The organism is Granulicatella sp. 572.rep1_STHE (genome assembly GCF_001073445.1).
In the GTDB taxonomy this organism is placed as follows: Bacteria; Bacillota; Bacilli; order Lactobacillales; family Aerococcaceae; genus Granulicatella; species Granulicatella adiacens.
Window position 1 is genome coordinate 74,829 of record NZ_JVBO01000022.1, and the last position, 22,234, is coordinate 97,062.

24 protein-coding genes and 1 other RNA gene are annotated in these 22,234 nt (G+C 35.6%); 19 read left to right on the forward strand and 6 right to left on the reverse strand.

Annotation, left to right across the window (positions count from 1 at the left end; all coding sequences use genetic code 11):
• Nucleotides 1-5: 5 nt before the first annotated feature.
• Nucleotides 6-455, forward strand: coding sequence for a D-aminoacyl-tRNA deacylase (gene dtd, locus ADH99_RS06005; RefSeq protein ID WP_049555550.1), 450 nt, complete (start codon nucleotides 6-8; stop codon nucleotides 453-455).
• Nucleotides 456-503: 48 nt separating this feature from the next.
• Here dtd and ADH99_RS06010 read toward each other — a convergent pair whose 3' ends face one another.
• From ADH99_RS06010 to ADH99_RS06015, 3 genes are all read right to left on the reverse strand, one after another.
• Nucleotides 504-962, reverse strand: a complete 459-nt coding sequence (locus ADH99_RS06010) for a universal stress protein (RefSeq protein WP_049555549.1) — start codon at nucleotides 960-962, stop codon at nucleotides 504-506.
• 140 nt (nucleotides 963-1,102) lie between these two features.
• Nucleotides 1,103-1,292: non-coding RNA, 6S RNA (gene ssrS / locus ADH99_RS10180), on the reverse strand.
• 69 nt (nucleotides 1,293-1,361) lie between these two features.
• Nucleotides 1,362-2,633, reverse strand: coding sequence for a replication-associated recombination protein A (locus ADH99_RS06015; protein WP_049555548.1), 1,272 nt, complete (start codon nucleotides 2,631-2,633; stop codon nucleotides 1,362-1,364).
• A 139-nt stretch (nucleotides 2,634-2,772) separates the two neighbouring features.
• Here ADH99_RS06015 and ADH99_RS06020 point away from each other — a divergent pair, with 139 nt between their 5' ends.
• Both ADH99_RS06020 and ADH99_RS06025 read left to right on the forward strand, forming a co-directional pair.
• A complete protein-coding gene (locus ADH99_RS06020; RefSeq protein WP_049555547.1) occupies nucleotides 2,773-3,879 on the forward strand; it encodes a cysteine desulfurase family protein in 1,107 nt (368 codons plus the stop codon).
• Between the two features lie 73 nt (nucleotides 3,880-3,952).
• On the forward strand, nucleotides 3,953-4,300 hold the full coding sequence (locus ADH99_RS06025) for a cysteine desulfurase (protein WP_005605379.1): 348 nt from the start codon (nucleotides 3,953-3,955) through the stop codon (nucleotides 4,298-4,300).
• Nucleotides 4,301-4,373: 73 nt separating this feature from the next.
• On the opposite strand, the gene ADH99_RS06030 is transcribed toward ADH99_RS06025, so the two are convergent.
• Complete coding sequence (locus ADH99_RS06030) at nucleotides 4,374-4,610, reverse strand: helix-turn-helix domain-containing protein (RefSeq protein WP_005605381.1); 237 nt, start codon at nucleotides 4,608-4,610, stop codon at nucleotides 4,374-4,376.
• Between the two features lie 217 nt (nucleotides 4,611-4,827).
• Between ADH99_RS06030 and mnmA the strand changes: the two genes are divergently transcribed.
• The 14 genes from mnmA to ADH99_RS06100 all read left to right on the forward strand — a co-directional run bounded on the left by mnmA (nucleotide 4,828) and on the right by ADH99_RS06100 (nucleotide 19,291).
• Complete coding sequence (mnmA, locus tag ADH99_RS06035) at nucleotides 4,828-5,952, forward strand: tRNA 2-thiouridine(34) synthase MnmA (protein ID WP_049555546.1); 1,125 nt, start codon at nucleotides 4,828-4,830, stop codon at nucleotides 5,950-5,952.
• Nucleotides 5,953-5,977: 25 nt separating this feature from the next.
• Nucleotides 5,978-8,380 (forward strand): ATP-dependent RecD-like DNA helicase, encoded by a 2,403-nt coding sequence (locus ADH99_RS06040; protein WP_049555545.1) that lies wholly within the window; start codon nucleotides 5,978-5,980, stop codon nucleotides 8,378-8,380.
• A 101-nt stretch (nucleotides 8,381-8,481) separates the two neighbouring features.
• The gene (locus ADH99_RS06045; protein ID WP_065427323.1) at nucleotides 8,482-8,922 is read left to right on the forward strand and encodes an ACT domain-containing protein; all 441 of its coding nucleotides are present in this window, start codon (nucleotides 8,482-8,484) and stop codon (nucleotides 8,920-8,922) included.
• Nucleotides 8,922-9,653 (forward strand): HAD family hydrolase, encoded by a 732-nt coding sequence (locus ADH99_RS06050; protein ID WP_049555543.1) that lies wholly within the window; start codon nucleotides 8,922-8,924, stop codon nucleotides 9,651-9,653. The genes ADH99_RS06045 and ADH99_RS06050 overlap by 1 nt, the downstream gene beginning before the upstream one ends.
• Nucleotides 9,653-11,029 carry an MATE family efflux transporter gene (locus ADH99_RS06055; protein ID WP_049555542.1) on the forward strand — a complete coding sequence of 459 codons (1,377 nt, stop codon included), beginning with the start codon at nucleotides 9,653-9,655 and terminating at the stop codon, nucleotides 11,027-11,029. The genes ADH99_RS06050 and ADH99_RS06055 overlap by 1 nt, the downstream gene beginning before the upstream one ends.
• Nucleotides 11,007-12,014, forward strand: a complete 1,008-nt coding sequence (locus ADH99_RS06060; RefSeq protein WP_082160288.1) for a CPBP family intramembrane glutamic endopeptidase — start codon at nucleotides 11,007-11,009, stop codon at nucleotides 12,012-12,014. Before ADH99_RS06055 ends, ADH99_RS06060 begins: the two co-directional genes overlap by 23 nt.
• A 10-nt stretch (nucleotides 12,015-12,024) precedes the next feature.
• Nucleotides 12,025-12,258, forward strand: coding sequence for a DUF1858 domain-containing protein (locus ADH99_RS06065; RefSeq protein WP_005605389.1), 234 nt, complete (start codon nucleotides 12,025-12,027; stop codon nucleotides 12,256-12,258).
• Complete coding sequence (locus ADH99_RS06070) at nucleotides 12,259-13,476, forward strand: DUF438 domain-containing protein (protein ID WP_049555540.1); 1,218 nt, start codon at nucleotides 12,259-12,261, stop codon at nucleotides 13,474-13,476.
• Nucleotides 13,477-13,552: 76 nt separating this feature from the next.
• Nucleotides 13,553-15,184, forward strand: coding sequence for a Na/Pi cotransporter family protein (locus ADH99_RS06075; protein ID WP_049555539.1), 1,632 nt, complete (start codon nucleotides 13,553-13,555; stop codon nucleotides 15,182-15,184).
• 106 nt (nucleotides 15,185-15,290) lie between these two features.
• A complete protein-coding gene (locus ADH99_RS06080) occupies nucleotides 15,291-15,551 on the forward strand; it encodes a hypothetical protein (protein ID WP_049555538.1) in 261 nt (86 codons plus the stop codon).
• Nucleotides 15,499-15,780: a hypothetical protein gene (locus ADH99_RS06085; RefSeq protein WP_049555537.1), complete on the forward strand. Its 282-nt coding sequence runs from the start codon at nucleotides 15,499-15,501 to the stop codon at nucleotides 15,778-15,780. Before ADH99_RS06080 ends, ADH99_RS06085 begins: the two co-directional genes overlap by 53 nt.
• A 117-nt stretch (nucleotides 15,781-15,897) precedes the next feature.
• Complete coding sequence (locus tag ADH99_RS06090; protein WP_049555536.1) at nucleotides 15,898-17,523, forward strand: ABC-F family ATP-binding cassette domain-containing protein; 1,626 nt, start codon at nucleotides 15,898-15,900, stop codon at nucleotides 17,521-17,523.
• 85 nt (nucleotides 17,524-17,608) lie between these two features.
• On the forward strand, nucleotides 17,609-18,094 hold the full coding sequence (locus tag ADH99_RS06095) for a nucleoside 2-deoxyribosyltransferase (RefSeq protein ID WP_049555535.1): 486 nt from the start codon (nucleotides 17,609-17,611) through the stop codon (nucleotides 18,092-18,094).
• A 114-nt stretch (nucleotides 18,095-18,208) separates the two neighbouring features.
• Nucleotides 18,209-19,291, forward strand: a complete 1,083-nt coding sequence (locus ADH99_RS06100) for a 3D domain-containing protein (protein ID WP_049555534.1) — start codon at nucleotides 18,209-18,211, stop codon at nucleotides 19,289-19,291.
• 57 nt (nucleotides 19,292-19,348) lie between these two features.
• Here ADH99_RS06100 and ADH99_RS06105 read toward each other — a convergent pair whose 3' ends face one another.
• Nucleotides 19,349-19,663, reverse strand: a complete 315-nt coding sequence (locus ADH99_RS06105) for a winged helix-turn-helix transcriptional regulator (protein ID WP_049555533.1) — start codon at nucleotides 19,661-19,663, stop codon at nucleotides 19,349-19,351.
• Nucleotides 19,664-19,757: 94 nt separating this feature from the next.
• On the opposite strand from ADH99_RS06105, the gene ADH99_RS06110 reads away from it, so the two are divergent.
• Both ADH99_RS06110 and ADH99_RS06115 read left to right on the forward strand, forming a co-directional pair.
• Complete coding sequence (locus ADH99_RS06110) at nucleotides 19,758-20,903, forward strand: hypothetical protein (RefSeq protein ID WP_049555532.1); 1,146 nt, start codon at nucleotides 19,758-19,760, stop codon at nucleotides 20,901-20,903.
• A gap of 44 nt (nucleotides 20,904-20,947) precedes the next feature.
• On the forward strand, nucleotides 20,948-21,757 hold the full coding sequence (locus ADH99_RS06115; protein ID WP_049555531.1) for a Cof-type HAD-IIB family hydrolase: 810 nt from the start codon (nucleotides 20,948-20,950) through the stop codon (nucleotides 21,755-21,757).
• Nucleotides 21,758-21,856: 99 nt separating this feature from the next.
• On the opposite strand, the gene ADH99_RS06120 is transcribed toward ADH99_RS06115, so the two are convergent.
• The coding region (locus ADH99_RS06120) for an integrase core domain-containing protein (protein WP_049555512.1) at nucleotides 21,857-22,234 on the reverse strand (378 nt) is incomplete at its 5' end.

Sequence of the window (22,234 nt, forward strand, 5' to 3'; positions counted from 1 at the left end):
AGTTCATGAGAATAGTATTACAGCGAGTGAAGTCCGCAAGTGTATCGATTGAAGGAGCTATTGTCGGTGAAATCAATCAAGGGTTCCTCTTATTAGTTGGTGTAGGTGCTGATGATAATAGGGATGATGCTTCCTATTTAGCTAGAAAGATTGCAAGCATGCGTATCTTCAGTGATGAAAATGGAAAGATGAATCTGTCGATTGAACAAGTTGGCGGAAAGATTTTATCTGTTTCGCAGTTTACACTGTTTGCGGATACGAAAAAAGGGAATAGACCTTCTTTTACAGGGGCTGCCAGTCCTGAAGTAGCGAACCAACTTTATGAAGAATTCAATGATATACTTCGCAAAGAGTATGGCTTAACTGTTGAAACTGGAGAGTTTGGGGCGGATATGCAAGTCAGTCTTGTGAATGATGGACCAGTAACGATTTTACTCGATACAAAAAATCAATAAAAAAAGAAAGCACAGGATTTCACCTGTGCTTATTTTTTAATCAAATGATTATGGACGTTTGTTTTCTAAGTCGGTTCTCACGACTAAAACGTCACAAGAGGCATTCCGAATCACGTATTCAGAAACTGAACCAATGAAGAGACGTTCTACAGCATTTAAGCCGGTAGCTCCCATCATGATAAGGTCTATATCGTAATCTTTTGTCAGTTGTTTAGAAATGACCACTTTAGGAGAACCATATTCAAGTACGGTTTCAACATCAGTAAAGTTATGAGATTTAGCATAATCAACATATTCAGCAAATAAGTTTTCAGCTTGTTTACGAATTTCATCTGAAAAATTTCCTTCAAATCCAGTAGGTGTTTGAAGAGAACGAGTATCGATGACATGTGATAATAGAAGCTTCGCATGATTTCGTTTGGCAACTTCAATGGCTTTGTCAAAGGCTAACTTTGCTTCTTTTGAACCATCAATTGGAACGAGAATTTTTTCATATTCATGAAACATAAAATCACATCCTTATTCTTGATACACTTATTATACACCTAAATGAAGGGAATGAAAAGGGAACCAAAAAGGAAGAAAATGGGAATTTAGGTAAAAGAAAAACCACTCACGAAGAGTGGCCTAAAGTTAATAACTTTATATAGATTTCCAACGATGCCGTTTGATGTATTTGTTAGTTTGAACCCGCATCTAAAGCAGGTGGGCTTCTATGTATTACTTCCTAACTACCAAGTGAAAAGGCTTGTTATCAGTAACATCAATCTGAATCCCTAAAAAGTCGTAAATTGTTCGGTCAACACTTAGTAAATACCGCGCACATCATAGATCTCTATGTCATTATAGTAGCACATGAATAGGGGAAATGCAATAAATTTTTGGTACCGATTTCTTAAGAAATCACTAATTATTTTGACGATATTTTTGGTATTGTTTCATCAAAGCTTCCTCGTAGGAAGAGGTTGCTTCAGCTTTGAAATATTCCTCATTTTTAAGAGCATCTGGCAAGTATTGTTGCTTCACAAAGTGTCCTGGATAATCATGAGGATATTTGTATCCAACGCCACGTCCTAACTTTGGAGCACCCGAATAATGAGCATCTTTTAAGTAGTCTGGAATACTTATTGCACGACCTTTTCTGACATCCGATAAGGCACAATCGATTGAGCGAATAGCGGTGTTTGATTTAGGTGAAAGGGCAAGTTCGATAATCGCATTTGCTAGTGGAATTCGAGCTTCCGGTAAACCTAGTCTTTCCGCAGCTTGCACGGCTGAAACAGCGCGAGCAGCTCCTTGAGGATTTCCTAGTCCAATATCTTCGTAGGCAATGACTAAGAGTCGTCTCATTAAACTTGTAAGATCTCCAGCTTCCATTAAACGAGCAGCGTAATGCAAGGCTGCATTCACGTCTGAACCGCGAATGGATTTTTGAAGAGCAGAGATGACATCGTAATGTTGGTCTCCGTCTTTATCGTAGGAGAGTGCCTTTCTTTGGATACATTCTTCGGCAATTTGAATCGTAATATGAATTAACCCATCTTCACTAGGTTCAGTAGACTTTGCCGCTAGTTCAAGCGTGTTTAGGGCACTTCTAACGTCTCCGTTGGTACTACTTGCAAAGTGATTTAAGGCTTCTTTTGAGACGTCTAAATTGAGTTTTCCTAATCCGCGTTCTTCATCTTCAATTGCATTGACGAGCGCCTTTATAATATCTTCAGGAGAGAGTGGTTTAAGTTCGAAAATTTGTGTACGACTGCGAATTGCTGAGTTAATAGAAATATATGGATTCTCTGTCGTTGCTCCCACTAAAATAATTCGACCGTTTTCTAAATGCGGCAATAAGAAGTCTTGTTTCGTTTTATCTAGTCGATGAATTTCGTCAAGTAGTAAAATGACACTACCAGACATCTTGGCTTCTTCGGCAACGATTTGCAAATCTTTTTTTGTATCAGTTGCTGCATTTAGTTGCCTAAAGGTTACTTTCGTACTTCCGCTAATAGCACTTGCAATACTAGTTTTTCCAGTTCCTGGAGGTCCGTATAAAATCATAGATGATAATTGTTTAGCCACAACCATACGATTGATGATTTTTCCAGGAGAGACAAGATGCTCTTGACCAATCACTTCTTCAATCGTTCGAGGTCGCATGCGGTAAGCGAGCGGTTGGTGGTTCATTTCAGTTCCTCCTTAAATTTCTTTAAGTTAAGTGTATCATAAGTTGAAAGAATGATATAATAGGAAAGATTAAAACATCTTGTTAGGACAATAAATAGACTTCCCTTATAATAAAATTGTTTGAAAGTGAGGAGAATGCATGGTGAATTATTTAGATTATGCAGCAACAACGCCGGTTCATCCGGAAGTTTTAGAAGTGATTACAAAGGAAATGTCATCTTTTGGGAATCCATCTAGTGTGTATCGCATTGGTCGTGAACAAAAACAAAAAATCGAACGTGTGAGAAAAGCTATTTTAAAAGAACTACAAGCCTCTCCACACGATGCCATTATTTTTACAAGCTCAGGTTCAGAAGGAAACAATTTAGTATTCGAGAGTATTCGGGAGCATTTTGCAAAGGAAAAAGGACATATTATTGTTTCCGCAGTAGAGCATCCTTCTGTTCGTAAATCAGCTGAATTTTTAGCACAAGAGGGCTTTGAGGTGACGTATTTAGCTCCGAATAAAGAGGGAAGTGTTGAGGTGTCAGCGGTTGAAAAAGCTCTTAGAGAGGATACTCGTCTTGTTTCAATTATGACCGTTAATAATGAAACAGGTGCCCGCTTTCCAATCGAAGAAATTGCAGCTCTTTTAAAAGAAACGCCTACTTATTTTCATACAGATGCTGTTCAAGCCTTTGCACAAGAAGAATTTAATGTTGATGGTATCGACTACTTAACAGCTTCTGGGCATAAAATTTACGCACCAAAAGGGATTGGATTCTTATATAAATCAAAAAATGCGCCAATTCATGCTTTAATTAAGGGTGGTGGACAAGAGTTAGGGTTTAGAGCAGGAACAGAGAACGTTCCTTATATTCTAGGTCTTGAAAAAGCAATACAAATTGTTGTGACGAAAAGAGATGAGATCGTTCAAAATTATCAAGAGTTACGAGAGTATCTAATCGCGAAGTTGTCTGAAAGAGGCATTGAATTTGAGTTTAACGGCGTAGCTAATCCAAAGAATCCACATATATGTAACCTGTGGCTAAAAGGAAGAAAAGCGACGCAAACATTAATCTTTAATGATTTGAAAGATGTTTCAGTATCTGCTGGATCTGCTTGTTCAGCTGGAAGCGTGCAAATTAGTCCGGTATTATCTGCAATGTATCCAGATGAAACGAGTCGTCTTGAAGAGTCCATCAGACTTTCATTTGGAATGGGGTCAACAAAAGGGGATATTGATGCATTTGTGGATGCTTTCTAGTAAAAGAGAGCTTTTGTTTAAAGGGAAAATATGGTAAACTAATTTTGTAGAAAAAGAAAGAGGAGAAACGTATATGGCATTTACACCAACTGCATCATTAAAAGGGTCAAACCAAGTATTTTCGGTTAGTCCAACATGTAAAGGATACACATTACGTGATAATGGCTTTACAGAGACAAAATCTGGGAATTTTCAACTAATTCGTAGTTTAGATAATACCATTGATGATCACCGTGGCTTAAAATTAAAAGTGATGGTTGACAAAGATAAAAAATCATTAAAAATTTCAACGGTTACTAAGAATGGTCTTCAAACAGTAGATTTGTATGGAAAATCAAATACAGCAATGGCTGTTGAAAAATTGGAATTCATTTTAGAAGGCTTAGTAGAACGTGGAGTTCTAGAAGTAACAACGAAGTAAGGACAAAGAAAGAGAGACAGTTCAATTTGAACTGTCTCATTTATCATGCACGGGCAGAGTACCCTATGGACTGTTATTCGACTTCTGGTAGCGGTTTGAATTGTGCTACGAAGCTTAAGGTATCGCCAAAATAAAGATTCTCGCTAGGAACTTCATATAGCTCCTGCATTCTCTTGCTTAAAGAATATGGAAGATTGGTTGAATCTTTTTCATACTTCGTAAGCGTATCTTTGTTTATTTTAAGATATTTGGCGGCTTCTAACAGTGTTAAATTACGATTAACCCGTGCTGCTCGTAAAGAGATCATCATACACCTTCGCCCCCTTTTTCTCAATATAATTATAGTGAAAATGAAATCGTTTGTCAAAAGCACGACTGGGCAAAAATCCCAGTACTATCGCATTTTCAATGATTTTCAAGCAATTTTTTTGAAAAATTAAAAAATAAATTTAAAATTAAGGATAAATCTGACAACTCGACCTTCAAATCGACTAGTTCAGGAAATAAAAAGAAATGATGGTGAAAAAATGAGTAATGAAAAAATTAGGGTTGTCGTTGGCATGAGTGGAGGAGTGGATTCTTCCGTAACAGCTCTTTTATTAAAAGAGGCTGGATACGATGTCATCGGTATTTTTATGAAAAACTGGGATGATACGGACGAAAATGGAGTTTGTACTGCGACAGAGGATTATAAAGACGTTGCTGCTGTTGCTGAACAAATCGGTATTCCATATTATTCAGTAAATTTTGAGAAAGAGTACTGGGACCGTGTATTTGAATACTTCCTTCGCGAATATCGTCTAGGACGTACACCAAACCCAGATGTGATGTGTAATAAAGAAGTAAAATTCCAAGCGTTTTTAGATTATGCACTGCAATTAGGAGCAGATTATGTGGCAATGGGCCACTATGCTCGTGTTGAGAAGGACGAAAACGGAATTGTTCACCTATTAAGAGGAAAGGACAATAATAAAGACCAAACGTATTTCTTAAGTCAATTAAACCAAAAACAATTAGAAAAAGCGATGTTCCCAATTGGACACTTAGAGAAAAAAGAAGTGCGTGAGATTGCTGAAAAGTATGATCTTGCGACTGCTAAGAAGAAAGATTCAACTGGAGTATGTTTCATCGGAGAACGTAACTTCAATGAGTTCTTATCAAACTATTTGCCAGCTAAACCTGGTAAAATGGTGACCCTTGATGGAGAAGTAAAAGGCGACCACGCTGGACTGATGTACTACACAATTGGACAACGCCAAGGTCTTGGTATCGGTGGCGGTGGTAAGACGAATGATCCATGGTTCGTTATCGGGAAAGACTTATCAACAAACACATTATATGTTGGTCAAGGATTCCATCATCCAAACCTTTACTCAGATAGCTTAACAGCAACAGATATTCAATTTACAAATGACTTACCAAAAGAGCAAACATTTGAATGTACGGCTAAATTTAGATACCGTCAACAAGATACAAAAGTGAAAGTTGTGTTAGATGAAAAGGACCCAACGCGGGCAACAGTAGTTTTTGATGAACCTGTTCGTGCGATTACACCTGGTCAAGCTGTTGTCTTTTATAACGGAGAAGAATGTCTTGGTGGAGGCATCATTGATAAAGCGTATATGAACGGGGAAGAACGTCAATACGTATAAATAAAATAAAGAAAGGAGATTCCAAATGAGTGAGCCTAATTATATTGTTGGAGAAGTACTGACAACATTTTTTGAGAATGCACAAAATTTTTACAAAGTTTTGTTGGTCCGTGTGATTGAGTCAAACTGTGTATCAGTAGATGACGAGATTGTTGTTACAGGAATTTTCGGCCAAATTCATTCGGATATCTCCTATCGTTTTAATGGAAAAATTGTCTCACATCCAAAATATGGAGAACAATTCCAAGCAGATAACTATCAACAAACACAACCTACTGGAAAAAGAGGTCTTATTCAATATTTTTCAAGCGCTCATTTTCCAGGAATTGGGGAGAAAACTGCCGAGAAAATCGTCGAAAAATTAGGAGAAGATGCCCTCGAACGCATATTAAATGACGGCAATGCTCTGGATGGAATTACAGGATTAACGAAAAAGAAAAAGGAAATGATTCGTGAAGTTATTACTCAAAATCAAGGCACGGAAAAATTGATGTTTGAGTTAACGAATTTAGGTTTTACACCTTCTATCGCGCAAAAGATTATTGGAATGTTTAAGGACAAAGCTAAACAGATTCTAGACGAAGATCCTTATCTATTGTTACAAAAAATTGAAGGTCTTGGATTTAGAAGGATGGATAGTATTGCTCAATCAATGGGAATTGATCCTGATGATGCATCAAGATTAAAAGGTGCCTTATTTATTGTTACTAGAGACTTCTGCTACCAGACAGGCGATACTTATATTTCAAGTGAAGTCTTAATTACTCAGGCGCAGCGTTTGTTAGAATCCTGTCAGAATTATTTAATTGATCCTGAAAAATTGGTAGATGCTTTAAATGATTTAATTCGAGAAGGCGTTGTTTATTCAGATGAAAGTAGAATTGCTATCGCTTCTCTTTATTATGCAGAGCTTGGAATACGAAATGCAATTTCTAGAAGAGTGACTAATGAAAAAGACACTCTTTCTAAAGAATCCATTAGTAAAGCGATTCAAAGAACTCAAGAAAAATTTGACATCACTTATGATGAATCCCAAAAAGAGGCCATTGATCAAATTATGCATGAACCGATATTTGTATTAACAGGTGGACCTGGTACGGGAAAAACAACGATTATAAATGCTGTGATTGATGTCTATTGCCAATTGAACGAAATTCAAGATGTAGAAGATGCTCTGGTTTTAGCTGCTCCGACAGGGCGTGCGGCTAAAAGAATGAATGAACTCACGGGATTTCCTTCATCAACAATCCATCGTTTGCTGGGAATTGCTATTGATAGTCCCGAAGAAAGTTTTGAAGATAAAGAGATTAATGGTGAGTTTTTAATCATTGATGAAATGTCAATGGTGGATACGTGGTTAATGAATCGTGTATTAAAGGCTTCTCCTGATCGTTTGAAAATATTGTTAGTCGGTGATAGTAACCAATTGCCTTCGGTTGGACCTGGTCAAGTCCTTACAGATTTACTTGAAACAAAATCAATTCCTTCAATGGAGTTGAAACGAATCCATCGTCAGACAAATCAATCTTCTATTGTAGAATTAGCTCACTGTATTAAAGATGGGTTTTTACCGAATAATTTCGCTCAAAAACAGCTAGATAGAAGTTTTCTACCATGTACTCCGGAGCGCCTAGTGTCGATTATCGAACAAGTAGTGGTCGCAGCTTTGAAAAAAGGTTACACGAAAAAAGATATTCAAGTATTAGCTCCTATGTACAAGGGAGACTCTGGAATAAACGCCATTAATCAAATGATGCAAGAAATATTAAATCCGAAAATTGGAAATAGTGCTCGTGAGGTGGAATCGTTTGATAGAGTGTTTCGTGTTGGAGATAAAGTTCTCCAATTGGTGAATTTGCCTGAGGAAAATGTTTATAATGGTGATATTGGGGAGATTACAGCAATTCAATTTGCAAAAGAAAATGAAGATCAAGTAGACAAGATTTATGTTTTATTTGACCAAACTGAGGTGGAGTACACTAGAACGGATTGGCAACAATTAACTTTAGCCTACTGCTGTTCTATTCATAAGGCGCAAGGCTCCGAATTTAAAATGGTGATTCTACCAATGGTTAATCAATATTCTAGAATGCTACAAAGAAATCTTCTGTATACAGCAGTTACTAGAAGTCAACAGTACTTAATTTTATGTGGAGAGGCTGGAGCCTTTCAAAAAAGCGCGACCACCATTTCCCCTAAAAGAGCAACTTTTTTACAAGAATTCCTTAGAGATTTGAGTACAAATGCTTTTGACGAATTTGCAGAAAAAATTGTAGAAGATAGCAGTGATACTCATTCATTTAATGTGGAGGAGTCCCATTCAAAAGAAAACGTCGTGTTAAATATGAGAATGATCGATGAGGACTTGATTTCACCGATGATTGGAATGGAGAATCTTTCTCCATATGACTTTATGAGAAGAAGTTAGAATTTTTTCTGACTTCTTTTTTGTTTTTCCAGGAATCAATTGATATCTGTCTTTGATATAAGGTAAAATGAATACAAATGATTATGAAAGAAGGACAGCAAATGAATAGACAAAAACATTTTTTAGTATCAGAAGATGCTGTGCCACCGGTTTTTTCTAAAGTTTTGCAAGCAAAGGAATTACTTGCTACTGGACAAGCAAAAGATGTAACCGAAGTAGTGAAAATGGTTGGTATCTCCAGAAGTGTGTACTACAAATATTATCGCAAAGTACAAGGTTTCTCCTCTGTGAATGCAGGAAGAAAAGCTTCTATTAATATTCATATGAAGAACATTAGAGGAACGTTAACGAAAACGCTAGATGTATTTGCGAGTCGTAACATGAATATTTTAACGATATTCCAAGGATTAGCCATTCATAGTGTAGCGGTTGTTCAAATTATGATTGATATTTCTGAAGCAACTGTTAGTGTAGAAGAATTATTGAAGGAAATCAGCTCATTAGAAAATATTATTTCCGTTGAGCTCCAAAGTATTGAATAATGACAATGAAATTTTTGGATTATTTAAATCATCATCAGATTAAGGTTCTTATTTTTGATAAAGACGGGACGCTTACAGATACTTCCGCTTTATGGTTGGAGCCTACTTTACAAGTTATCGAAGCTTTATTAGCGAGAAATGGAATGCGTTTAGATAAAGAGAAAAATCGGACTTTATATGAAAAGTTAGGAATTACCAGCTCTGAAATAATTGAAAATAGTGTTATTGCAACAGGAAGCGTTCGAGACATGCTGGAAGTGATTGCTCAATTTGGAGAGTTTGATATTGAGGAGATTTATCAGTTTACGGTTCAATTTTTTTATCAATATATTACTTCCAATCCAGATAAAATTATCGCTCTTGGGAATGTTAAAAAGACTCTTCAACGATTCAAAGAGTTGGGTTTTACGTTAGCTTTAGTAACAAATGATTCCAAATTACCAACTAAAGCCGTATTAGAAGTATTGAAGGTAGAATCTTTATTTGATTTTATCGGAACGACTGATGAATTTCCTTCTAAACCCGCGATCGACGCATTAGAGGTTATTTCGAATGAGTTCCACGTATTATTTCATGAAATGATCTATATTGGAGATTCTTCTATTGATGAAGAGTTTGCGAGTCATACTGCAGGCTTTGTAGCTGTTGTGAATAACGAAGACAATGAGAATTGTTTTAAAACCGCATTCGTTAAAGTAAATTCCATCGAGGAGTTAATAAAGGAGAATTAATGGAACTTACTACTCAAAAAAATCATAAAATAAAACATTTACTAAAAATATTGATTCCTGTCTTAATTTATCAGTTAGCGAATTATTCAGCTCAATTTATCGATACAGTAATGACAGGACGTTACAATGAAGTTCATTTAGCTGGGGTTTCGATTGGAGGAAGCCTATACTCACCGTTCTTTACAATGTTGACAGGGATAGTCTCTGGGTTAGTTCCAATCGTTGGCCAATATTTAGGTCAAAAGAAAAAAGAGAAAATTATAGAAGTCATGCGTCAATATTTACTGATTGGAATATTTCTAGCTTTTCTATTATTTCTTTTTGGCTGTATATTTTTGAAGCCCACTTTAGGAATCATGAATTTAGAGTTGTCAGTAGAAATGATTGCGTTTGAGTACTTATCCTGGTTATCTCTTGGGTTAGTACCTTTACTATTATTTAGCGTAATGCGATCATTTGTAGATGCCCTAGGGTTAACCAAACTTTCAATGCTATTAATGGTTTTAGTAGTTCCATTGAACGTATTTTTTAACTATTCTCTGATTTACGGTCAATTTGGTTTTCCAGAAATGGGAGGGCCAGGAGCAGGGCTGGGAACGGCTTTAGCTTATTGGGGACTATTGGTCATTGCATATTTTGTTTTTAAATGGCACTCAGAATTAAAAGAATATCCCATTTTTAAGTGGGAAGGAATCCGTTTATCCTTATGGAAGGAACCTTTTAAAATTGGATTTCCCATTGGATTATCGATTTTTGCAGAAGTTGCTATATTTTGTTTTGTAGGATTATTAATGGCTGGCTTTGGAACAACGGTTATAGCAGCTCACCAAGCTGCTATGAACTTTGCTACATTGATTTATGCTTTTCCTATTAGTATTTCTACTGCTTTAACGATTATTGTATCTTTTGAAGTTGGGCAGAAAAATATTTTATCAGCGGTTCAATATAGTAAGATAGGGATTTTGACATCCTTTATCATTGCAGTTGTGACGCTTATATGTTTAGCGTTAAATTTGAATACCATAGCAAGTTTCTATGGAAGTGAAGAGGAGTTTATTAAACTTACTATTCAATTTTTAGCATATAGTTTACTTTTTCAACTATTTGATGCTATTGCTGCTCCTATCCAAGGAATCTTAAGAGGATTTAAGGATGTTCAAATGCCGTTTATCTTGTGTTTAATTGGATATTGGCTCATTGGGCTACCCATTGGTTTCCTTTTACATTATGGTTTTAATTTCGGTCCATTTTCATATTGGATAGGATTAATTTTGGGCTTAATGTCCAATTGCACGTTTTTAGTCTTTCGTCTAAAACGAGCTGTTATTAAAAATAAAATTAATAGAGGTGGAAATGATGTATCAAACACAAAATGATGATTTTAATATTGAGGAAACTTCTCCTTCAAAAGAGAATGTAAAATCTGAATACAAGAAAGATATTTTATCAATTGCAAGAAGACTATTAATCTATTTTATAATCTTTTTCTTCTTTAGTCTTTTAGGAAGATCTGTATTAAGACAAATGCAATTAGATTCAAAATATCATTATTTACTGATGGATACTAGCTTTGTTTATACCATTACAGCTGTATTTTTGTACATTGGTGCGTTTGTTGGCCTTATTGCTTGGGTCGTTAAAACTAAATTCCCATTTAAACGGATTTTTGAACATGTTGCTCCTAAGAAAATGAACGTAGGAACTTTCTTCTTAATATCTGGTTCCATTTTTGGGATTCGTTTCGTTTCTAAGTTGATTCTAATAGGAATCGATAAATTATTTACACAAATGGGGATTCCTGCTACGCTTTTAGGAGATGCTTCTCCAGAAATTACGAGTAGTATTGTATTTGTACTTTATTTAGGCGTTGTTGCTCCATTTATTGAAGAAGTTATTTTTAGAGGTTTTATTGGATACCGAATGGAACGCTATGGGAAAATATTTGCGATTGGTTTTTCTGCAATGATTTTCTCTTTATTCCATGCAAATTTATCACAAGAAATTTTTACATTCTTCTTGGGAATTCTGTTAGCCTATATTGCATTTGAGTATGGATTCCAATGGGCTGTAGCGTTTCATATGATTAATAACTTTATATTTGCAATTATTGTGGATGTTTACCTTTCTCCTGCCATTGTGATAGACAAACATCCACTCCATTCGATTTTAGAACTTCTAGGATTTGTTCTATTAATTTATATTTTATTTGCAAAATTACCAGAGATTAAAGCTTACATTAGTGAGAATCATGCCTTTAAAGGAATTGGGTTCATCACTTTTACTAAATGGCAGATTGTTTTATATATTCTAGTGATATTGTACTATTCAGTTGGAATTTACTTTATCCAACGTGGTTTCTAGGAGGTTTACAATGAATACAATCTATTTAGAAGACACTGTATTTACTACTTTAAAGGAACACCCAGAAGTAAAGGATTTGTTAGTGGAAATCGGGTTTACCCCCTTAAATCAACCACAAATGGTACAAACAGTGGGGAGAATAACGAGTCTAAAAAAAGGGTCAAAGATCGCTAAAATTCCACTGACTACCATTGTAGAAACTCTTGAAGCGAATGGATATATCGTAAAAGAAAGCAGGGATTAGATGGCTAAAGAAGATTACACTATGGAAGAACGTCAAGAAATTCTAAAAAATCTAATGCTCAGACTTCACGCGGGTGAGGATAAAGAAGTTATTCAAGAAGAGTTCAATGAAGTGTTTGACGAGATTTCTCCATACGAGATTCAATTGATGGAAAGAAACTTAATGAGTGAAGGTATTACTTTTGCTGAAATCATGAGTTTATGTAATGTTCACGCCAATTTGATGGGTTCTAAAGTGAATACGCAGACAACTGTAGCGGACTTTGAACAACCAGGACATCCAGTTCACGTGATGAAAATGGAAAACTTGGCTATTAGAGGGGCTTTAGATAGAGTGGAGCGCCTCTTAGTCAATTATCTCGAAACAAAGGATTCTACAATTGAAAAAGGATTAAGAAGACAAATTTCTTTGCTGGATCAGTTTGAAAATCATTATCAACGTAAAGAGTATGCAATGTTTCCTTTAATGGAAAAAAAGGGAATTACAGCCCCACCAAAAGTGATGTGGGGAGTACACGACCAAATAAGAGATTTGTACCGTGATTTCAAAAAAGCTTTGAACGATGGTAAAGAATCCACTTTGGAAGAATTTCAAATAGCCCGTGACGAAATGTTAGAGATGATTCAAAAAGAAGAAAATATCTTAATCCCAATGGTAGAGCAAGTGTTTCATGTAGACGATTGGGAAGCAATAGCGTCTCAGTCACCTGAATATGGATACTGTATCGTTAAACCTGAAAAAGAATGGGCTGTTAAGAAATCGTTTTCCCCAGTAAAAGAGGAAACACAAGTTGAATCAGAGGGAGATATTCCTTTATCTACCGGTTCGCTTTCGTTAAAAGAATTGAATTTAATTTTAAATTTATTACCGATGGAATTATCTTTTGTTGACGATCAAAATATAGTTAAGTACTACAACGAAGGAAAGGGCGAAGAAAAAATCTTTAAGAGAACCCCAAGTGCAATTGGAAGAGATGTTATTCTGTGTCACCCGCCTCGTGTCCATGAAACGGTCCAAACTATTTTTGAACAGTTAAAATCAAAACAAAAAGAAAAAGAAGAAATGTGGTTTAAAACAGAAGATAAAATGGTTCATGTGACCTACCATACTGTTTGGGATGAAGAAGGGAAATATATGGGCTGTCTTGAATATGTTCAAGATATCAAACCGCTTGTAAACCATTTTGAAGAAGCTGATATAAAGCGAACACTTTCGTAATTAAAATTGATGTGTTACAATCTTTCTGAAAATGAATTTATACCTAAACGTTATACTTTAAAGGAGTTACAATTTTATGTACACGCAGATGATTCTAGGCGCAATTGCAGGACTCAGTTTATTCTTATACGGGATGCAATTGATGGGCGACGGATTGCAAAAAGTTGCAGGTGAAGGATTGAAAGGAATCATTCGTAGATTGACAAAAAATCGTTTGATGTCCGTATTAGTAGGGATGTTTGTAACTACGATTATTCAAAGTTCTTCAGCAACGACAGTAATGGTTGTTGGTTTCGTAAATGCTGGTCTTATGACACTCGCTCAAGCAGTTGGAGTTGTCTTCGGGGCAAATATTGGGACGACCATTACAGGACAAATGGTTTCTTTTAATTTGTCACAATGGGCACCGCTTGTCATAGCTGCTGGTTTAGTAGCCAACATGCTAACGAAAAATCCAAAAGTAAAAGAAGCGAGTGAAATCTTTATTGGTTTTGGGATTCTATTTATCGGGATGAGTACATTAAGTAACTCACTAGAACCTCTAAAAGAATTACCTGAATTTACAAACTGGATTCTTCAATATGGTAGCAATCCATTCGTGGGTGTAGGAATCGGTCTTTTAATGACATTTGTGTTGCAAAGTTCTTCAGCAACGATCGGGATTTTAATTGCTCTTGCTAGTCAAGGTATGCTTCCAATTACAACTGCTATTTTCATTATCTTTGGTGATAACATTGGAACATGTACGACCGCATTAATTAGTAGTTTGGGTACTTCTCGCCGAGGAAAACAAGTAGCTTTATTCCACTTAATGATTAATATCATTGGTACAATTTACTTCATGCTTTTCTTAAGTAACATTCTTGTGAATGTCGTTGAAAGCATTGATCCAGGGAATGTGGCTCGACAAATTGCCAATGCGCATACGATTTTTAATATCGTAAATGTAATTATCTTATTCCCATTCACAAATCTTCTAGTGAAATTAATCCAAATGATTATTCCAGATGGGGAAGATGAAGAAGAAAGCATTACGCGTTATCTTGATAAACGCATTTTGGTTACTCCTTCAATCGCCTTAGAAAATACCATGTATGAATTTGCGGCAATGGCTCAAGAAACCATTCAAGCTCTTGATAATGCAGTAGGTGCTGCTCGTAACAGAGATAAAAAGCTTGTTAAAAAGGCACTTGAGAACGAGAAGAATATCAACGCTTATGAAAAAGCGATTGTTAAGTATTTAGTGGAAATTTCTCAACAAAAAGTTTCTGCTAAAGACCAGCAAACAATCGATGAATTATTTAGTACTGCAAATGATATTGAACGTATCGGGGATCATGCAGAAAATATTGCTGACTTTGCAAAATCGATTATCGAACGTGAAATTTTTCTTGATGAAGATACCGTTAAAGAATTAGACGGAATCTATGAGCTTATTAAAAGAGGTTTTGCGTTATCCATTGATGCATTATCTACTGGTGACCAAGATAAAGTCCAACAAGCAATCCAAATTGAACGTGACGTTGATAAATTAAAAATTGAAGTACGCGATAAGTATATGAAACGTATGAATAAAGGAATTGCTTCAGCGGAATCTGGAATCTTTGTTATGGATCTACTCAGTAACTTAGAACGTGTGAGTGACCATTTCAGAAACATTGCTGAAACTGTGGAACGTTTAAAACGTCCGGTTATTGTAACTGAATAATTAAATTATCCGTAGGCATTTTGTCTACGGATTTTTTTGTAAAAGTGTAGTGATACCGTATACGGTATCACTCTTATAAAGTATAATGAGATTAGGAGGGATGTTTATGGGGGAAACATATGAAATTGGAGAATCGACATACGAGCAGATTAAAGATTTTCCTTATGATGAGTTAGTAAAAATACTTGCGATACTGACCATTGTTGAAGAGGAAGGGATTACGCCATCCGTCTGGGAAAAATGGGGAGAGGTTAAGGATAATCGTGATACTTTAGTTTTCGAAGTATCCAGAAACTATAAGGAAGGTGTACCAAATGGGCCAATACCAAAAGAAGTTATACACAGAGTTAGAGTCTACTTATCCTGAATTTGTAGAGGATTTTAATAAGGAGTATTCGAAGCAAAAGATTGCCTTGCAGTTAGTTGAGCTGCGATTGGAAACGGGACTTTCTCAGAGAAAATACGCCAAAGCGAATGAACTAATGCAAAATAAAGTCTCCATTCTTGAAAACGGGAAGAGTAATTCAAGACTATCGACCATTATTGATTTGGCTGCAAAAAATGGATACAAGGTTGAATTAAAATTTACCAAGTAAGCAAGTGAGCTAGTCTGAAGCAGGCTAGCTTATTTTTATGTCACAGTTAGTACAAAGGTTTAAAAAAGAGTGAGAGTATGATAGAATGAATCGAATTCAAAAACAAAGGAGAACGAAATGCTAAAAGTACAAAACGTAAGTCTATTATTTTCAGACCGTAAATTGTTTGATGATGTAAACATCACTTTTACACCAGGAAACTGTTATGGGGTTATTGGTGCGAATGGTGCCGGAAAATCAACTTTCTTAAAAATCCTATCTGGAGAATTACAACCAACAACTGGTGAAGTGATTCTAGATCCACATGAACGTTTAACAGTCTTAAAACAAGACCACTTCGCATTCGAAGATGAACGTGTAATCGATACTGTAATCATGGGGCATAAACATTTATATGACATTATGAAAGAGAAAGACGCTATCTACATGAAAGAAGACTTTTCTGATGAAGATGGTATCCGTGCTGCTGAACTTGAAGGCGAATTTGCTGAATTAAACGGTTGGGAAGCTGAAAGTGATGCCTCTCAATTATTACAAGGCTTAGGAATCACTGAAGACCAACACTACAAATTAATGAGCGAATTAGTCGAAGCAGACAAAGTTAAAGTGTTACTTGCACAAGCGTTATTCGGTAAACCAGACGTTCTTTTATTAGACGAACCTACAAACGGTTTGGATGCAAAATCAATCGCATGGTTAGAAGAGTTCTTAATCAACTTTGATAACACAGTCATCGTTGTTTCCCATGACCGTCACTTCTTAAATAAAGTGTGTACACATATGGCGGACGTTGACTTTGGTAAGATTAAATTATTCGTCGGGAACTATGATTTCTGGTTACATTCAAGCCAATTAGCTGCGAAATTATTAGCAGACCAAAACGCGAAAAAAGAAGAAAAAATCAAAGAGTTACAAGAATTCATCGCTCGTTTCTCTGCGAATGCTTCTAAATCAAAACAAGCGACTTCTCGTAAGAAAATGTTGGATAAAATTACATTGGATGATATTCAACCTTCAAGCCGTAAATATCCATTCGTTGGATTCTCACCAGCGCGTGAAATTGGGAATGACTTATTATTAGTCGAAGGCCTATCAAAAACAATTGATGGCGAAGTGATTTTCGAAAACGTAAGCTTCCAATTATCTAAAGATGATAAAGTTGCGTTCTTAAGCCGTTCAGATATTGCGATCACCACATTATTCAAGATTTTAACAGGCGAAATGGAAGCTGACAGTGGTACATTCAAATGGGGTGTTACAACTAGTCAAGCATACTTACCAAAAGATATGACAGATGAGTTCTCAAACGAAAAATTAAACATCTTAGAGTGGTTACGTCAATACGCGCCAGTGGAAGAGCAAGATAACACCTTCTTACGTAGCTTCTTAGGTCGTATGTTATTCTCCGGAGACGATGTTATGAAACAAGTAACCGTTCTTTCAGGGGGAGAAAAAGTGCGTTGTATGTTATCTAAATTAATGCTTTCTAAAGCAAACGTGTTAATCTTAGATGATCCAACAAACCACTTAGACTTAGAATCAATCACAGCATTGAATGATGGTTTAATCGCGTTCAAAGGTTCATTACTATTCTCAAGTCATGACCACGAGTTCATTCAAACAACAGCAAACCGCATTATCGAAATTGGACCAAAAGGCATTGTAGACCGACTTGGCTCTACTTATGATGAGTTCCTTGAAGATGAGGCAGTTCAAGCACGTGTAGATGCTTTATACAATTAATAAATTATTAGACCAGAAGGATTAAAGTCTTCTGGTCTTTTTGGTGTTTTTAGTGTAGGATAAAGTTATTAGAGGAGGTATTCAAATGACAAAAATTTATTTTGCAAGTCCATTATTCTCGGAAATGGAAATAGCCTTTAACAAAGTACTCGTAGAAAAAATTCGCCATCAGTTTCCAGGAGTAGAGGTGTATTTGCCACAAGAACAAATGGCGATTAATGATAAGAGCTCGTATGCGGACTCAACGATGATTGCACAGTACGATACAGATGCATTATTAGATTCAGATTTAATGATTGCGGTATTAGATGGAGCGGTCATTGATGTTGGTGTTGCAAGTGAAATTGGAGTAGCATACCATGCAGACATGCCGATACTTGGCTTATACACAGACAGTCGTCAACAAGGAGCAGATAATCCTCAAAAAATAGCTGCCTTGCAAGAGGTAGCTGAATCCCAATTTAGCTATGTTAATTTATATACAGTAGGCTTGGTAAAACTTCGTGGAGAGATTGTTTCTAGCAGTGATGAATTATTAGAAGCTCTAAAAGCCTATCTTAAGGAATCATAAAACTGTAAACTTTTGTTACAACTTTGTAATATAACTGATACGTTCTCCATATGTTCCTCTTGTAAAATAAGGAGTATGTTGGAGAAAGTGTGGTGAATATCGCTTTTGAAAAAGATGAAAAAACTATTTTTGACAACAACAGCATTCTTTTTAGTTGCAGGACCTTTAGCTCCTTCTGTGTTTGCAGAAGAAACGGATGTGCAAAAATTAGAAGCTCAATTATCGTCAGAACTACAAAAAGTGAATACAAAGTATCAAGAAATTGAAAGTTTAAACCAACAGATTGAATCGCTTCATAAAGAGCAAGAAACCCTTGCGGAAAAAGTGAAAACTCAAGAAGCGAAAGTGGAAGAACGAAAAGTGGTTGCTAGCAAAAGATTGCAATTGATGCAAATTTCAGATTTGGCAACTTATAGTATCCTTCACTTACTAAATTCAGAAAGTATTTCAGATTTTCTAAATCGTTTATTTGTGTTTCAACAGTTCTTCCAATCCGATGAAGAAGTATTGAAGAGCTTGGCAGATCAAGTGAATGAGTTGAATCGTTTGAAAACTGAAGCTTCTCAGGCACAAAGTGATTTAGAAACCAAGAAAGAAAAATTAACTTCTGAAAGTCAATCCTACCAAAGTTCAATTGAAGGACTTAAGCAGTTGATTGCTGATAATAAAGCAACATTTGAGAAGATGGAAAAGGAAAAGAAAGAAGCAAAAGTAGCTTTTTCACCTACAATTGCTGCTTTAACGAGTGATTCCAAACAAACGAATCAGGTGGCGCCATCTACTTCGAGTCAGGATACGACCGTTGCTAAACCAGTAGCCGCTGAGCCTTCAACGTCGACGACTCAAGCAGCTCCTACTACGACTGAGACGCCAACGACAACCTCAAACAGTTCAAGTTCCTCACAATCTAGCGGAAGAACACTACAAGTAGTCGCAACTGGATATTCATATAATGAACCTGGTTTAGGATACTATACAGCAACAGGAATTGATTTGCGCTCTAATCCAACCGTTATTGCAGTCGATCCAAGTGTCATTCCTTTAGGAAGTTTGATTGAGGTTCCTGGTTATGGCGTTGCAATTGCTGGAGATACTGGTAGTGCGATAAAGGGAAATAAAATTGACCTTCATTTCGTTTCTGTCGATCAAGCCAATCAATGGGGAAGAAGAACAGTTACAATTAAAATCTTAAAATAACAAAAAAACACTCTTGAGACCAAGAGTGTTTTTTTGTTATTAATATTCTTTTATGATTTAATTTTCTAATTCGTCTTTGTTTTCACGAATCCATTCTTTAATTTGATGAATCAGGGGAAGTAGCCTTTTTCCTAAAGGCGTCAATCCATAATAGGTTTTATGACCAGTACTGGCCATACCACGTTTGTATAGAATGTCGATTTCGATTAAATCATTTAAAGATTGGGTAAGGACTTTACGAGAAATGGAACCGAGTGTTCTTTCAATTTGCGCAAAATACATTTCTTCTTTTTCGAGAGTTAATAAGATAAAGACACTCCATTTTCCTAACAAGGGGAGAGCTAATTTTCGTAAATATGTTTCATTTTCCATGTGCAGGCACCTCAAAGTAACTTCTATTAATTGTATAATTATTCTTTATAATTATACATATTAACATGTATTTAGACTATTAAGGAGGATAAAAATGTTTTTTAAGACGTTTGAATTTGATTTTGAGACGAGACGCTTAATGTGGTACTGCCCATATGGGGGAAGTGATTTTGCTGAGGTTTCTACTACTTCAGAAAAAATTAAAGAAAGAGACTATGAGTCTTGGTATACTGAGTGGAAGGAGGTTGGGGATTTATTAACAAGTAGATTTTATATAAGTGATATCTCTAAAGGAAAGACTTTTTTAAGAGCTAGTCGTTATTATCAAGCTGCTGAATTTTTCTTACATCCAACTGACTCTCGGAAGTTAGAAGTCTATAACAATTCCGTTGAATACTTTTATCGTGGATTAGACCTTTTACGAATTCCGTATCAAATGAAAAACATACATTTTAAAGAAGTGACTTTACGTACTTTATCATTTAGAACAACAAAAAATTGTAAAGGAACTTTACTAATTTGTAGTGGTTTTGATGGATTGTTGGAGGAACTTTATTTCACAAATGTTAAAGCAGCTTTAGACGAAGGATATAATTGTATCCTTTTTGAAGGACCAGGGCAATCCAATGTCATACGCTATCAACATAAAGCTTTTATACCCAACTGGGATACGGTTGTTTCTCAGGTAGTAGATGCTTACAAGGATGAAATTGTATCTCCTAAAATTGGAATTGGATTATCTTTAGGTGGTTTACTTATGGCTCGTACTTCTAATTTAAATCCACAAGTATTAGACAAAGTAGTATTGTATAATTATTTTCCGTCCTTACTAGATTCCTTTAAAATGAATATTCCAAAATTCCTTCATCGTTATCTTGAAACTGGATTCCCAATAGCAATTGAGAAAATTGTTTCTTTCTATATCAAGAAAGTTCCATTCTTAAATTGGCAAATAGAAAACGCAAAATGGGTGTTTGGAAGGAGCTCCTTAAATGAACTTATTCGTTATTGTAGGGAATTTGAAGAGCTTCCGGTGAAAAATCCAGTGTTAATTTGTGTTTCAAAAAAAGATAACTATTATGATTCGTCATTAGGGATCGAATACTACCATTCACTCAGTATAAAAGAAAAGAGATTAGTTGTATTTGATAAAGAAAAATACTTTAGTGAGCTTCACTGTCAGAATGGAGCATCCTTTGTCACAAACGATGTCATTTTTGAATGGTTAAATGGTTGTTAATTTGATAAAATAGATATTAGCAACTTAGAACTAGGAGGATTTCTATGATTAAGCTAGTAGCTATCGACATGGATGGCACATTATTAAACAGTAAAAAAGAAATACTAGAAGATACAAAAAAATACTTCAAAGATTTCCATAAAAAAGGAACGGATACTTTATTAGTTCTTTGTACTGGACGCCCTGAGAGTGGAATTCGTCCTTATTTAAAAGACTTAGGCTATTTAGAAGAAAACCACTATATTATTAGCCAAAATGGTGCGAACATTTATGAGAGTCAAACCGGTAAACGCGTGATGGATGCCTTTGTTGATTCTGCTGCAATTCAAAAATGGATTGAACTAGGCAAGAAACACGGAGTTAGCGTTATGGGGGCTGGTGTTGATTACTATTATTCATTCGATGAGGATCCAACAGAATGGATGGAGTTTGATGTAAAACTTGTGAGTGGCAAGCTGAAAAGAATTCCAACCGAAGAGTCTTTAAACACTGATTTCTATAAAATTCTACTAATGGGAGAAGAAGAACAACTTAATGAGTTTGAAACATTTATTCCAGAAGAGTGGAGAGATGAATTTTATGTGGTTCGTAGTCAAAAGTATTTAGTAGAGGTTCTAACAAAAGGTGTGAACAAAGCTTTTGGATTAGAAAAATTAGCCCAAAAATTAAACATTCAACCAAGTGAAATCGCAGCTATTGGAGATGCAGCTAATGATATCGAAATGTTAGAATATGCAGGACTTGCGATTGCAATGGGAAATGCCAGCGAAGAAGTAAAAGCTATTGCAGATATCGTAACAGATACCAATGAAAACAATGGCGTTATTAAGGCGATTGACAAGTTAATTCAGTAAAGAGCAAAAAAGCAAAATGTAACATTGAAGTGCACCCTGTCAAGTAGACAGGAAAATAATTAAATTGTATGACGAGTTCATAAGAACTCGTCTTTTTGTTTATGCAGGGATTTTTAACCCCATTGATAAAGTAATTCTTTTCTCATTATAGAAGTGGATATACTCTTCAACTTTCTTGAAGAGAGACTCATAGGTTTTGAAATGATATAAACGATATACTTCTTCCTTTAATGTTCCCCAGAATGATTCAATTGGTCCGTTATCGATACATCTGCCAGGACGTGACATACTATGTGTTATTTGTCCTTTTTCTATAAAGTGCTTAAAGAAATGAGAAGTATATTGAAATCCTCGATCACTATGAATCATTGTTTTTGTTGGAATTATCTTTCTCTTTATTTGATTAAAAGTATCTTTAACGATTTGATTATTATTTTGTTTAGATATTTGATATGCAACTATTTTCTTTGTGCCATA